This window comes from Desulfoplanes formicivorans, assembly GCF_001748225.1.
GTDB lineage: Bacteria > Desulfobacterota > Desulfovibrionia > Desulfovibrionales > Desulfomicrobiaceae > Desulfoplanes > Desulfoplanes formicivorans.
On record NZ_BDFE01000017.1, the window covers coordinates 112497 to 125233 of the forward strand.

The following is a 12737-nucleotide window of genomic DNA, read 5'->3' on the forward strand; positions in this document are numbered from 1 at the left end:
GGATGCCCGGGACAAGAGGTGTTCAGGGCAAAGCAAGCGGGACGGTCATGTTTCCGGATCGCGGACAGGACATGCTTTTCCATGGACTGGAAAAACAGCGTACCTGGACTGCAGATACGTCAGCAGGGAAGGGAAAGGGGATTATTCGGGATCGGCCAGACTGATCTCCACCACAAGATCACCATCGTCTGAAGTAAAGGGAATGCTCAAGATGGGGGCAGCCGGAATATGGGCAATGGGTTTACCCTTGCCCGTGACCACCGATGGAGTTGACGCCTGAAAGGTCATGCCCATTTCAGAGAGACTGCTGCGAGCGTGGCCGGAAATCATGTTGGTCAACTCGCCTACGGCATCCGCAATGTCGTCGTTGATTTCCGTATAATTTTCAAAAAGCATATTGTTGACGATTTTCAAAATAACGGATTTGCTCAAACTGACAGCAATGACCCCCTGGGCAAATCCTTCAATGGCTATTTGCCCGGTAATATCGCCAACGGCTTTGCCGTTCTTGTTTAGATATGGGGTAGCCGGTTTGACCTCGACCCCTGCCATGGTCGAAAGCACCTTTAATACGGCGTCAAGCAACGGATTTATAAAATTAACATTATAAGAAGACATGGTCTGTCATTTACGTGTGACAATAGAGTTGTTCTTAACTATTTGTGAGAAACGCCTTCAAAACCTGCTCAATGCAGCGGTCATGCTCGTTACATATTTCCTGAAGTTGGCTCCCTTGTAAACCCAGTAGCTTCCAATCATTTTCTTGCATCCCTGGCAAAACAAACGTGGAACCTGAGGGAATGGCCATAGCATTGGCCAGATTGTCGGCCAATTGGACAATGGCTGCGTTTTGAGGATCCCCAGCGTTTGTTGGATCGTGATGATTTGCAACAATATCCCGCAAAAACTCAGGCATTTGCCATTCCCTAAAAAGAAGGTCGCCCACCTGAGTATGATCGTAGCCTAGAACCTGTCTTTCCGCCTCCACCAAGGGTAGCATCTCGCTACGTGCTGTCAACAAGGTTTGAACCGAACCATAAGGCATATTCTTGAAAATGATCAATCTTCCGGCATCATGAAGCAGTCCCGCCGTGAAAAATCTTTCTCCAGAATGCCCCATGACCAAGGCAATGAGTTTGCAATAGATGGCACAACTCAAGCTATGCCGCCAGAAGACGCGCATGTCGATGAGTTCCGGGGGGATGTCCTTGAAGAAGTTGATTGCGGAAACACCAAGAGCCAAGGTGCTGACTTCCCTGTTGCCCACAAGGGAAATAGCCCTGTCTATGGAATCGATTGTGGAACTGAAATTGTAGAAGGAGCTGTTTACCAATCGCAATATTTTCGCTGAAAGGCCGATATCTGTGGACACGATCTTAGCCAGTTCCGATGCCGAGCAGTCCTGGCTTTCCAGGAGATCCTTGATCTTGAAATAAATGTCTGGAAACGAAACCAGGGATGTTTCATGCCTAACAATGTCTTCGGGAACGCCTTCACCCTTGAAAAAAAGATCGCGCATATATTCAACATCGGTTGCGCGTAAATCCTTGGCACAGGGAAGATTCCAATTAATAGAAGCCTCCGCAAGCACCTTGCTCAAACTAAGACGATACAATTCATTGAAAAGATTGCTCTCGGGATTGACGTACATGAAAAATTGATACGTATATTCGTCACAACGCCGCAACAAATCTTCGTGGTCCTTTTGTTTGCCTCGTGATGCAATGTACACGTACCCCAAGTCCAAATCTCGCAGCATGACTATATCGTCATCGCTTAACAAACGTCCCTTGGCAAACAAAGTACTGTTGTCGGCACCAGGAACATCTTTGGCCAAGACCATTTCAGGCTGGAGATGTTCTGTACAGATCTTATGCACAACTGCCCTCCGTTTCGAACTTGGCAAGTGGGAGTTATTTTGCCTTTTGGTATATGATCCCACCGGGATTAGCCTGGGGGATAAAAAAACGAGCGTATTTGTGAAGACTTTCGGAATGACCGATAATCAAATACCCCTTGGGCAAAAGATTGTCGTAAAACTGATTGACCACCTTGCGTTTCATGACATCATCAAAATAGATGATAACATTGCGGCAAAAAACAAAATGTGATCTTGGAATCCGCTTGATAGCCAAGGTGTCGTTAAGGTTGAGCATCTGAAAGGTGACAAATTTTTGTACCTTGGGATGAACCTTAAAACCGCCTGGCTCGGGTATGAAATACTTATCAATGATTTCTTTGGGAGTGTTACGAAGGGAATATTCGCTGTATAATCCGCGCTTGGCCTTGGCAATCATGGCTGCGGACAAATCGTTGGCAAAGATGCTGATTTTCCAGCCAATGATGGACATCTTCAACACCTCGTACAGCATGATGGAAAGGGTGTAGGCTTCTTCTCCTGAAGAACAGCCAGCACACCAAATATTAAGCTCCTTGTTGCCTGACTTGATCTGGGCATCCAGAACAGGTTTGAGGGCATATGTCTTAAAAACATCAAGCTGCCTGATATCTCGAAAAAAACTTGTTTCATTAGTGGTAATCTTTTCAAAAAGCAGTTCCAGCTCTTTTGTGCGATGGGGTGATGCTGTCAAATATTGGAAATATTCCGAGAAATTGCGCAGTTCAAGTGCCTTGAGCCTGGTCCCAAGCCGTGTCTCAAGAAGATACTTTCGACGTTCAGAAACATGAATCCCTGTCCGCTGATAAATAAAATCCCGTAAATTACGAAATTCGGCGTCAGTAATGGTAGGTGTTTTGTGTAGGCTTATGGGAGAAGACGAAAGAAGTGACATGTTCTTTTCCGCTGGTTGTTATATGTCGATTCCCAATTGATATGGAAAAAACACACAATCATTTAGAGGAACCGATCATCAATGTAAATCATTATTAGCCTCCGCAGCCTAGAGACAGAACCGACTGCAGTGGTTTTGGCACATGTTTGTGGTCAGGACCGGGCGGCCTAAGCACATCGCCAATAGGATAGGCACGAAATAGGTGAACAGGGCGACTCAAAATATTTATAACCATTTCAATGCGATAAAAAATGAGAACTCGGAAATCTCAAGTCTTTCATGAAGATTTAAAACCTAAAGTATTAAATGAATAATTGAAAATATTTTGTGGCTGATCATCATTTCGTCAAAAAAGATCTAAAAATTACGGTGCGCCCCAAACCGGCTGCAGGTACCTGCACGTGCTGCATGAGTCTTAAACTGGAACACAAAAGGAGCCCCCTGGTGTTCGTCACAGCCCCGTCTACCGGATGCTGCCAGATATCCAACGTCGGTACGTACCACACAGATCAATGATGCTAACACACAATCTGGTGTCATCCAACCCGTTCACCCTTTGCCTGGCGCTTTTGAAAGGCCGCAAATGTTTCCAGCATTTCGCTGCTCAGGGAATCCATCTGCTTTTCCGTGAGCATGGCTCGGTGCAGCGCATTGATAATGTTTTCCAGGGATTCGGCATACTCGGTTTGGGACTCGAGGATTTCAATGGCCTGGGAAATAATGGCAGCCACATCAAAGGAACGTGGCTTGGGAGCAGGGTGGCGTGGGATTCGCGCGGCCCGTCCCCCAGATGTCCGCGAGGGAGGAGAGGGCAGTGGGTCGTCGGCCTGCTGGACCGGTTCCGAGCCAACCAGCCAGGCGCGGGACACTCCTGTTTCCCGACAGATCTTCTCAAACCAGGATTCAGGAATTTTTTGTTTCTTTTTCACGCTGCTCACGCCGGCAGGTGTGATGGCAAGAAATTTCGCCAGGGCTGAATCGGTTTGGGCATTAATGGCCCCAAGCATCCGCTGCCAGGTCTGATAAAAGGAAGTATTGGTCATGGTACTGCCAGAGAGCTAAAGGAGAAGTGCACAAATGCAATCACGGATAAGTGGCGTTTGTCTATCTCAAAAAGTTAACTTTATCAACTTAAAAATATGATTTATCTGTGGAGACTGGAAATAGTTAATTCAGCGCATGAATTTAACCTGGGACAGGATGGTTGATTAACTTAATTCGGTCTGTTTGTCCGTAGCGGTCTGCCTTGACAGAAACACCAAAGCGTCTGGTGCTCCAGGTTGATGACCGACCATCTGTCTGCCAGTCAATGGATCTCCCATACAATGAATCAGGTGGTACATGTCCTGGTTCACAGCATTTTCCAGTGCCTTGCCTTGCACAGGTATTCGGGTGGGTTAATGGAAAACTCAACCTGATGCTTTAAGTTTATCTGTTTACCTGTTCCTTGAACTTTTTGAAAGTATTTCCCCGAAACATGCCGATTTTCTGCTGGCAGATTGCCATTGGCAAAAGACACGGGGTACTGATAGAGGCTTGATTACCAAGTCCATGTTCCGGTTGAAAAGCGTATATCCAACAGCCTTGTTAATCTTATTAACTTAAACTGCTTGTATGAGTTAATCAATCCTGAGATATTAACTTAATTTAATCTCGATTAGTTAACCCAAAAATCCTGATTTAACAGGGTTTTCCCTGAGCTTTCCACTTTTCTCTGACAGCGCATGGACAAACAGCCTGCCGTCTCCGTGGTTGTGTTGCGCAGGATCAGGTATGTTGCAGTCATGGATTCAAAAAACTAACATCTTGAAATAGAAATATATTTTTCTTGACACGCTTTGCTTGTGACTCACCCTGGTACAACGCTTATCTGTATTGTGCCTCCATTTCTTGTCTCCGGTATCTGTTGGTGACATTGTCCCGATTGAAAACCCAATCTTTTACTTGAAATTTCATAAACCTTTTTTGTTCATTCTTTACTTTATGTTTTTGCACAGACCTGGGAGAGACGCATGATTTTTCCACCCCAAAACAGGATGGTTGTCATGCGCATTTTGTCTGTTTTGGGGGTGCGCTGATCCGGATGATCACCATATTTGCAAAAGTCACCATGTCTGGCTGCTGACCCTGCAGTGTGGCCGGCTCGTTGATCGCGCATCAGCACCCAGACGGCCAAATGTTCAGGCCTCGCATCCGGTTGCCAATAATCGGATGCGAGGCCTGAACATTTGGGAAGCGGACCCAATGGATGATGTGGTCAAGAAGGTGTCAGCTGTCCACCCGAACCGGGGGTACAGGAATACCCCGGCCTGATCTGGTCGGGGTATTCCCTGCTAGCATCAAGGTATCTGTATCAGACGGACAGAATGGATGGGGATTCGTCCAGCTCCAGTATGGGGGAAAAGGCCAGGGTGACAGTGGTTCCCACTCCCTTCTGGCTTTGCAGGTCAATGGTTCCTCCGAACTCTTCCACTGCCTTGCGGATCATGGGAAGCCCCAGACCATATCCCTTGGATTTGGTGGTATGAAAAGGGCTGAACGCCATTTCGATCTCATCTTCGGACATGCCCACGCCCTTGTCGGCTATCACCACAAACACCTTGTCCTGGTCAAAGCCGGTGGTGATATCGATCCTTGCCCCATCCGGTGTTGCCTCCATGGCATTTTTGACAATATTCAAGATGCATTGCTTGAGAATATCCATCTTACCCTTGAGCATGGGGATATCATCCTTGAGTTCCACATGAAAGGTATGTCCCCGCAGGTTGTAGCCGATGTCAATCAATTCCAGGGTTTCCTTGACCACCTCGTTCATGTCCACTTCTCCGAATTCCTTGGCATCCCGGCGGGTGAAATTGAGGATATTCTGGAGCACGGCATCAAGCTTGCCCGTTTCTTCATCAATGATCCGGATTTTGGAGCGTTCCTTTTCCGAAAGATGGGGGGATTTGAGAAGGGATTTGGTAAACCCCCCAATAACGCACAGGGGATTGCGGATTTCATGGGCCAGATACATGGACATGGAGGCCATGATGGACAGTTTTTCCTTTTCCTGGGCCTGCTTTTCCTTGTGCGTGCGCGAGGTAATGTCCCTGCGCATGACCAGGACCTGGGCCAGCTCTCCCTGGGCATTGAACATGGGATAGGAATAGACGCGATAATACAGCAGGTGCCCATCCTCACTCACACGGGTAATGAGGGATTCGGCTTTCTGCTTGGTGAACAGGGTGGTTGCCACCGGACATTGGGGATCCCTTCTGGAGCAAAAGGGACTGCCCCCGGGTAATGATTGGGCATCCCAGCAATGCTTGCCCACAATATCTTCCTTGCTCTTCCTGATCCTGTGGGCAACATTGTCATTGAGGTCCACTATCCGATAATCCTTGTCCAGCAGAAGGATGTCCTCCCGGATGTTCCCGATGATGGCGTCCAGCAGGGTCTGATGACGATTCAGATCCACCTTGCAGTGGGAAGCCGTCTGAAACATGTTGTGCAAACCGCAAAAGAAAATGGACGTGTCATGGTCCAGAAAGGAAACACTGTCCGGCAGAGCCTTGCGTATCTGGGAGGACTTGAACTTGAATCCGGAAACATCCACCAGCAGGTTGATGTCGGGATGTTTGTCCAGCATGGTTTCCCATGAAGTATACAGGGGAACATTGAGACTCTGCACATAGGAGCGTTTTGACGGGGCATTATCCTGGCTGGCAAGGGTAATGGCCACAAGACGCAAGGGAGGGAGAAAGTCCTGATATTCCTTGGACGCTATGAGATCAAGGATGGTTGTGAATCCGGCACCGGTCCCCAGAAGACCGATACGAAATTCAAAGTCTTCAATTTCCCACAAACAGAAATCGTTTTTGCCCATGCTGTTCGTGTTCATCGTGTCGGTCATGGTCAGAGCTCTTGGATCAGGTCACGGGGTCATGGTTTCCGGTTGTCCAAACGGTATTTGGTTACTCCGGCCAGAATACCGCACACAAAACCCGTCAGCAGGGCGCGCAGGGGATGCATGCCGAACCATCCGGCAATAAGACCGATGGAACCGCCCAGAAGAAGACCGCGCATGACAGCCTGACCAAGTTCGTTATTTTGTTGCATGATTCAGTCCTGATAATGTGTACAAGGCATGAAAAACATTCGCATCCATCAAGCAGAAAACGCATATCATTCCTAGAGCATCCCAAGGGCCGTGTCCAGATACGTCAGGACCGTCTCTCTGACGCGTCTCGTGCTTTGCCTTCCGTCCCCGAGGGGGCCTTTTCCCGGTACATCTCAAGCACCGTTTCAATATCTTGAAGGATCTTCTCCCGATACTGGGCAACAACGGTTTCATTAGACATGATCATGTCCAATTGTCGGGTATGCAGGAGCAGGTAGCCGAGAATCATCAACCGGGTTTCAAGAAACGACTGTTCGTAATCGTCCATGCGCGCGAACAGGGCGTCTTCCCGGACTCTTGTCCGAAAATCGTAGCGCTCCAGAATTTCTCCGATAAAGGCAGCCCGCCGGACTTTTCTTGCATGATCAGCAGCCCCTCCCTTGAACTGGAATCGGAGATAGTTTTCCCGAACCCGTTCTCCCACCAACCCCTCGATGCTGGTAAAATGATATCCGAATCGCGACTGCAGATTGCAAAAGTGCTTGGAAATCATGAAATAATTGCGATTGGTAAAATCCGAGGCAACGGCCGGATTGAGCTGTGGGTTGGTGGCTGATTGCATCATCACGTTCATGAATCCCTTTCGATCCAGGCTGGGAGGACCTTCCCAGGGAATGGCCACACAACCCTTCCAGATGGCCAGCATGGGAATGGAAGCAATATTGTCCAAATCCACGTATTTCCCGCGAACTTCATGCTTGAATCCGTCATCCAGGTTGATGATCCACCATTGCAGGGGCACCTTTGCCTTCAGCTGTTTGCTCGAACGGGGAGAAAATGGGTTGGCCTTGCCGAAATCGAACATCTCCTGGACGGATTTTTCATGAGCAAACCGGGTGATGTCATGATAGGTCCGGCATGAGGACGGTTTGAAATCAAGGGAGTCAGGATCAAGAAGATGCAGGGGCAGGATATGCCGGGAGACATTCTTGAGGGTGTTGTAGACCGGGCTGCCCTGCATCAGGGAGGCATGGGGCACGCGGTCCTTGAGCAGGGCTTCAACCCTTCCCGGATAAATGGTCCGGCCGTCGGCATCCAGGGTGATTTCCTGACCGTTTTGAAGAATGGAGGTGGCGTCCTTGACCCCGAACAACGCGGGGACGCCAAACTCCCGGGCCACATTGGCCAAGTGACCGGCCACGCTGCCGTGTTCGGTAATCACTCCCCGAGCCTTGCCCAGAACCGAGGCCCATCTGGGCAGTGAGCGAGAGGAAACCAGCACGGCATTCTCCGGAAAAAGCAGGATGTCCACGTCCTTGTGAACGATGAACACCTTGCCGCTGCTCACGCCGACACTGGCCGTGCTCCCGCCGGTGCAAAGGGGTTCCACTCCCGGAGAGATCCTTGCTGCTTCGGAAACGGCTGGGGAAGACGCATGCTGCTTGAGGGGACGGCTTTGGAGCAGGAAAATCCGATCTTCTGTATCAATGGACCATTCCACATCCTGGGGTTGTCCGTAATGCGACTCAATGAGATCGGCCAGACGTGCCAGCTCGCTTGCTTCATCATCGGAAACGGATTGGAGGGAGCAGGTAACGTCATCAAGATCTTCGCGGCGAACGCCTTCGCCTTCGTCACAGGACAATTTCTGATTCTGGGCCCGGATGTCCTTGTGCAGAACCGGGTGGGGGGGGATTTTGTCCACAACAAGCTGATCCGTTGCCACGGAACCGTCGACCACGGATTTACCCAGTCCCCAGACCGAATTGATGTACACGTTTTTATCCCTGATATCCAAGGGGTTTCTCGTGTACATGACCCCTCCGGCGCGTGCGGGAACCATGACCATGCACCCGACACACATGGGAACGTCCTCGTCTCTGATGCCCCGATTGTATCGATAGGTAAGGGCCCTGAGGGAGTACTTGCTGGCCACGATATCCTTGTAGGCCTGAATGATGTTTTCCCGTTCCACATTGAGTTCGGACCGGTACTGACCGGCAAAGGATGTATCGGCCATGTCCTCGCCCAATGCACTGGAACGCAGGGAAACCCGGCTGGGAGTGCCGACCTTCTCGCAAAGATGATCATAGGCATCCAGGATCGCCGATTCCAATTCCTCGGGAACGGATGCCCTGGCAATGAGCCCCTGTATCTGAGCGCTGACCTCGAACAGATTGGTCGGGTTGCCATCCGCCAGACATGCCCTGGAGGCACCATCATCCTGCTCGTCGTTGCCACCAACAGCATCAATGGGAGTGGCCTGGATGAGGCAATTGACCCGATCCTGAAGACCCTGATGGTTCATGAAAAGATGGTACCCGCGCGTGGTGACCACGAATCCATCGGGAACACGCAGGTGCAGGCGGTTTTTGAGCTCACCGAGATTGGCCATCTTGCTTCCCACCTGATCGGCCGATTCCTTGGTGATTTCGGAAAACTTCAGGATGAGCCGGTCACCGGCAACAGGCCCGGCAGACATCAAGTGTCCTGACACCTTGTGCTGAATCTCCTTGAAAACGATTTTCAGCCCCTGATAGTCCTCCGGATTGAGCTCGCACAGGTTGTGAATGATCCGATAGACATTGGTTGAAATGGCCGTACATCGGGATCTGATAAAGGACATGCCAAAGGGACGGTTGCCTTGCAGGGCCTCTTCCATGTCCGTCATCAGCTCCAGGGTCTTGTTGTTGGCCGCCAGCAGCTGCCTGAAGGCATGATACCGGGTCTTGAACACATGGGCCTGGGATTCTTCGTCCGGAACATCCTTGGGGTCCCGTGATCTCCGGGTCAAAAGGGCGGCTATGCGCCGCATAAAGGCATTAAGTGATTGCATGGATAGGTCAGGTTTCTCAAAAGCGTTGCAAAAAATAAAACAACACAGCACAACCCTTCCATTTTCATGCCGTGCGAGAAACAAGGAGGGTACGATTACGAGCAGCAATCCAGGGCCTGTCTTGCCGGGCTGCAGACCCGCCTGGATGTGTCATCACCCCTTGAATGATTCTGTCAGCTATCTTTACAGTCTGTAAAACCGAAAAAAGCCCCTTTGCAAGGGTGATTGTCAAGACATGTTTCCACCTCTTCCTGGCATTATTCCCTGTCCTGCCTGGCGTCCAGCCCTGTGTGACGCCTTTTGTGTTCCCTGTTGAGCCTCGTGGCGAGCATTGCCTCTTTCCGTTTGGGAAACGATCTCCAACGCTTTTTCGAAAAAAAACAAAAGGGAGTGTCGTACGAAAAAACATGTATTTCGTATGGATAGAATGATCCCTGCGATCTCTTGCATCCATTGGCCAGCTGGACTCCCGGTCTTGGCATACCGGTTGCTCATTATGGAGCGAATTGTTCCGCTTTTCACAAATCATGTTCAGACAGCACGGGATGACGATTAGGCCATGGAAAACAACCAATTCAGAAAACTCGGAGCCAAAATCACCGGGCTTACCGTGGGGTTCTCGGTCATTCCCCTGCTGCTTCTCGGCATTACCATCTATTATCAGTTCAGCAAAACCTACACGGCCAAGATCACCGAGAACCTGGCTACCCTGGTAACCAACAAGGCACGGGCCCTGGATCTCTTTCTGGATGAAAGGATCGCCCAACTCAGGATCATTGCCGGAACCCAACCCTATGCCAAGGTCAGTCAGGCCGAACATCTGGAAGACATCCTCCGGATCATCCGGCAGGGATCGGAATCGTTCATTGATCTGGGTGTCATTGATCAGCAGGGCAACCACGTCGCCTATTGCGGTCCCTACAATCTCCAGGGAATCAATTACAAAAACGAAAAGTGGTTCCACGAAGTCATGGCCAGAGGAGTGTACGTGAGTGATGTCTTCATGGGTTTTCGAAAATTTCCCCATCTGATCATCGCGGTCATGTATCGGGAGGGAAACACCAGCTGGATACTGCGGGCAACCATTGACTCGGGAGTTTTCGAATCCCTGGTTCGCTCCATCCAGCAGGGTACCCATGGGGACGCCTATCTGGTCAATGCAGCCATGCAGTTTCAAACCACACCCCGATTCGGTCTGACATCTTCCCTCAAGGATCATCTTGGCACACCTTCCCGTTTTTCCGGTCCACGCATCATTGCAACCTCTTCCCCCTCGGGAGACAGCCTTTTCGGACTGCAATGGCTCCAACGCAAGGACTGGATGCTCATTGTTCGCGAAGACCCCAAGGAGGAACTCTCTCCTTTGCTGCGTACCCAGCATTATGTCCTCGCCACCGGACTTGCGGGCATGCTGATCATCCTCATGGGGACCCTGATCCTGACCCGGCTCATGATCCGTCAGCTCATGCGTGCTGAACAGGAAAAGGCCCTGCTCGACGAGAGTCTGCTGCAGTCCAGCAAGATGGCCGCCCTGGGCAAGATGGCTGCCGGTGTTGCCCACGAAGTGAACAATCCCCTGGCCGTGATCAAGGAAAAGGCCGGCTGGATTCGCGATCTTCTGGAAGAGGAAGATGTCAAAAATAGCGAAAATTTCCAGGAATTCAGAGATTCCGTGGACAAAATTGAAACCCACGTGGATCGCGCCAAAAAAGTTGTTCACCGGTTGCTCGGGTTTGCCCGGAGGATGGAACCCCTGCGCGAAAAAGTGGATGTGAATGCGGTTCTTGAACAGACCCTCTCCTTTCTGGAAAACGAGGCCAAATACCGCAATATCAGCATCACCACCAGCATGCAGCAGAATCTCCCGCGCATTCTCAGCGATACCTCCCAGTTGCAGCAGGTTTTTCTGAATATCCTGAACAACGCCATCGACGCCATTGGCAAGGGTGGTGACATCTCCATCAGCACCCAGGCCGATCTGCGAACCAAGGAGCTTCACGTGACCATTACCGACAGCGGTCCGGGCATTCCCCGGGACATCGAGAAAAAGATCTTTGATCCCTTTTTCACCACCAAACAGGTGGGCAAGGGAACCGGGCTCGGTCTGGCCATCAGTTACAGCATTATTGACAAGCTCGGCGGTACCTTGCGCCTTGAAAATGCCCGGAACAAAGGTGCTTCGTTCATCATAACCCTACCTCTGACCCCTCAGGAAGGATAGTTTCATGGATGCCATTCGCGTACTCATAGTCGATGACGAACCGGATTTGCTCGAGACCATGGTGAAACGGTTGAACAGACGGGGACTGGAGGTCACGGGCGTGGATAATGGTGAAAAATGTCTGGAATACCTGCGCACCAACAAGACAGATGTGGTTGTTCTGGACGTTAAAATGCCCGGAAGAGATGGGCTGGAAATCCTTGAGGAAATCAGAAAAATGCATCCGTTTGTCCAGGTACTCATGCTCACCGGTCATGCCTCGGTCCGTTCCGGCGAGCGGGGCATGGCCCTGGGTGCCTTTGACTACATGATGAAGCCTGTTTCCATTGACGAACTACTGGAGAAAATCCGTCAGGCATGGATCAAAACCCGGAGCCGGAGCTAGCCGTGAACAGGGATGAGCAGGGTCTGCGCCTTCTTCTTGTGGATGACGAAACCGCCTTTCTGGAAAGTGCGGCCAAGGTTTTCCGGCGCAAGGGGATCAAGGTTCTGACGGCAACCAGAGGAAGCAGTGCCCTGGACATTCTGGCTGCAAATCCTGTGGACGTGGTCATTTTGGATGTCAAAATGCCCGGCCTTGACGGGATCAAGACCCTGGAGCGGATAACGGCCAGTCATCCCGAAACCAGAGTGATCCTGCTCACGGGACACGCCACCATGGAATCGGCTGCCCAGGGAATGCAGCACGGGGCAGCAGGGTATGTGGTCAAACCCGCGGATCTGGACGAACTTCTAGACAAAGCCAAAAAAGCCTGTGGTCATCGTTGATCATCCGACTACGGCATT

The 12737-nt window shown here is 50.5% G+C and carries 10 protein-coding genes; 3 read left to right on the forward strand and 7 right to left on the reverse strand.

Translation table 11 applies throughout. The annotated features are described in order from the left end of the window. Positions 1 to 141 precede the first annotated feature (141 nt). From DPF_RS09765 to DPF_RS09790, 7 genes are all read right to left on the reverse strand, one after another. Entirely contained in the window at positions 142 to 618 is a 477-nt protein-coding gene (locus tag DPF_RS09765; protein ID WP_069859492.1) for a chemotaxis protein CheX, read from the reverse strand. A 34-nt stretch (positions 619 to 652) separates the two neighbouring features. Continuing rightward, complete coding sequence (locus tag DPF_RS09770) at positions 653 to 1879, reverse strand: HDOD domain-containing protein (protein WP_083254623.1); 1227 nt, start codon at positions 1877 to 1879, stop codon at positions 653 to 655. A 34-nt stretch (positions 1880 to 1913) separates the two neighbouring features. Beyond that, a complete protein-coding gene (locus tag DPF_RS09775; RefSeq protein WP_069859493.1) occupies positions 1914 to 2792 on the reverse strand; it encodes a CheR family methyltransferase in 879 nt (292 codons plus the stop codon). A 536-nt stretch (positions 2793 to 3328) separates the two neighbouring features. Next, positions 3329 to 3835: a helix-turn-helix domain-containing protein gene (locus DPF_RS09780; RefSeq protein WP_069859494.1), complete on the reverse strand. Its 507-nt coding sequence runs from the start codon at positions 3833 to 3835 to the stop codon at positions 3329 to 3331. 1310 nt (positions 3836 to 5145) lie between these two features. Then, positions 5146 to 6687, reverse strand: coding sequence for a two-component system sensor histidine kinase NtrB (locus DPF_RS09785; protein WP_083254624.1), 1542 nt, complete (start codon positions 6685 to 6687; stop codon positions 5146 to 5148). 29 nt (positions 6688 to 6716) lie between these two features. Beyond that, positions 6717 to 6893, reverse strand: a complete 177-nt coding sequence (locus DPF_RS14095; RefSeq protein ID WP_176724228.1) for a hypothetical protein — start codon at positions 6891 to 6893, stop codon at positions 6717 to 6719. A gap of 104 nt (positions 6894 to 6997) precedes the next feature. Next, positions 6998 to 9730, reverse strand: coding sequence for a PEP/pyruvate-binding domain-containing protein (locus tag DPF_RS09790; RefSeq protein WP_069859782.1), 2733 nt, complete (start codon positions 9728 to 9730; stop codon positions 6998 to 7000). Positions 9731 to 10289: 559 nt separating this feature from the next. Between DPF_RS09790 and DPF_RS09800 the strand changes: the two genes are divergently transcribed. The 3 genes from DPF_RS09800 to DPF_RS09810 are packed head-to-tail and all read left to right on the forward strand — an operon-like array spanning position 10290 to position 12719. Further along, complete coding sequence (locus tag DPF_RS09800; protein WP_069859496.1) at positions 10290 to 11951, forward strand: ATP-binding protein; 1662 nt, start codon at positions 10290 to 10292, stop codon at positions 11949 to 11951. A gap of 4 nt (positions 11952 to 11955) precedes the next feature. Beyond that, positions 11956 to 12336, forward strand: coding sequence for a response regulator (locus DPF_RS09805; protein ID WP_069859497.1), 381 nt, complete (start codon positions 11956 to 11958; stop codon positions 12334 to 12336). Further along, positions 12309 to 12719 (forward strand): response regulator, encoded by a 411-nt coding sequence (locus DPF_RS09810; protein WP_069859498.1) that lies wholly within the window; start codon positions 12309 to 12311, stop codon positions 12717 to 12719. The genes DPF_RS09805 and DPF_RS09810 overlap by 28 nt, the downstream gene beginning before the upstream one ends. The last annotated feature ends 18 nt before the right edge of the window (positions 12720 to 12737 follow it).

Bases quoted from the DNA above. Each gene is read 5' to 3' on its own strand.
- DPF_RS09765 (WP_069859492.1), bottom strand. From the start codon at position 618: ATGTCTTCTTATAATGTTAATTTTATAAATCCGTTGCTTGACGCCGTA.
- DPF_RS09775 (WP_069859493.1), bottom strand. From the start codon at position 2,792: ATGTCACTTCTTTCGTCTTCTCCCATAAGCCTACACAAAACACCTACC.
- DPF_RS09780 (WP_069859494.1), bottom strand. From the start codon at position 3,835: ATGACCAATACTTCCTTTTATCAGACCTGGCAGCGGATGCTTGGGGCC.
- DPF_RS09785 (WP_083254624.1), bottom strand. From the start codon at position 6,687: ATGACCGACACGATGAACACGAACAGCATGGGCAAAAACGATTTCTGT.
- DPF_RS14095 (WP_176724228.1), bottom strand. From the start codon at position 6,893: ATGCAACAAAATAACGAACTTGGTCAGGCTGTCATGCGCGGTCTTCTT.
- DPF_RS09790 (WP_069859782.1), bottom strand. From the start codon at position 9,730: ATGCAATCACTTAATGCCTTTATGCGGCGCATAGCCGCCCTTTTGACC.
- DPF_RS09800 (WP_069859496.1), top strand. From the start codon at position 10,290: ATGGAAAACAACCAATTCAGAAAACTCGGAGCCAAAATCACCGGGCTT.
- DPF_RS09805 (WP_069859497.1), top strand. From the start codon at position 11,956: ATGGATGCCATTCGCGTACTCATAGTCGATGACGAACCGGATTTGCTC.
- DPF_RS09810 (WP_069859498.1), top strand. From the start codon at position 12,309: ATGGATCAAAACCCGGAGCCGGAGCTAGCCGTGAACAGGGATGAGCAG.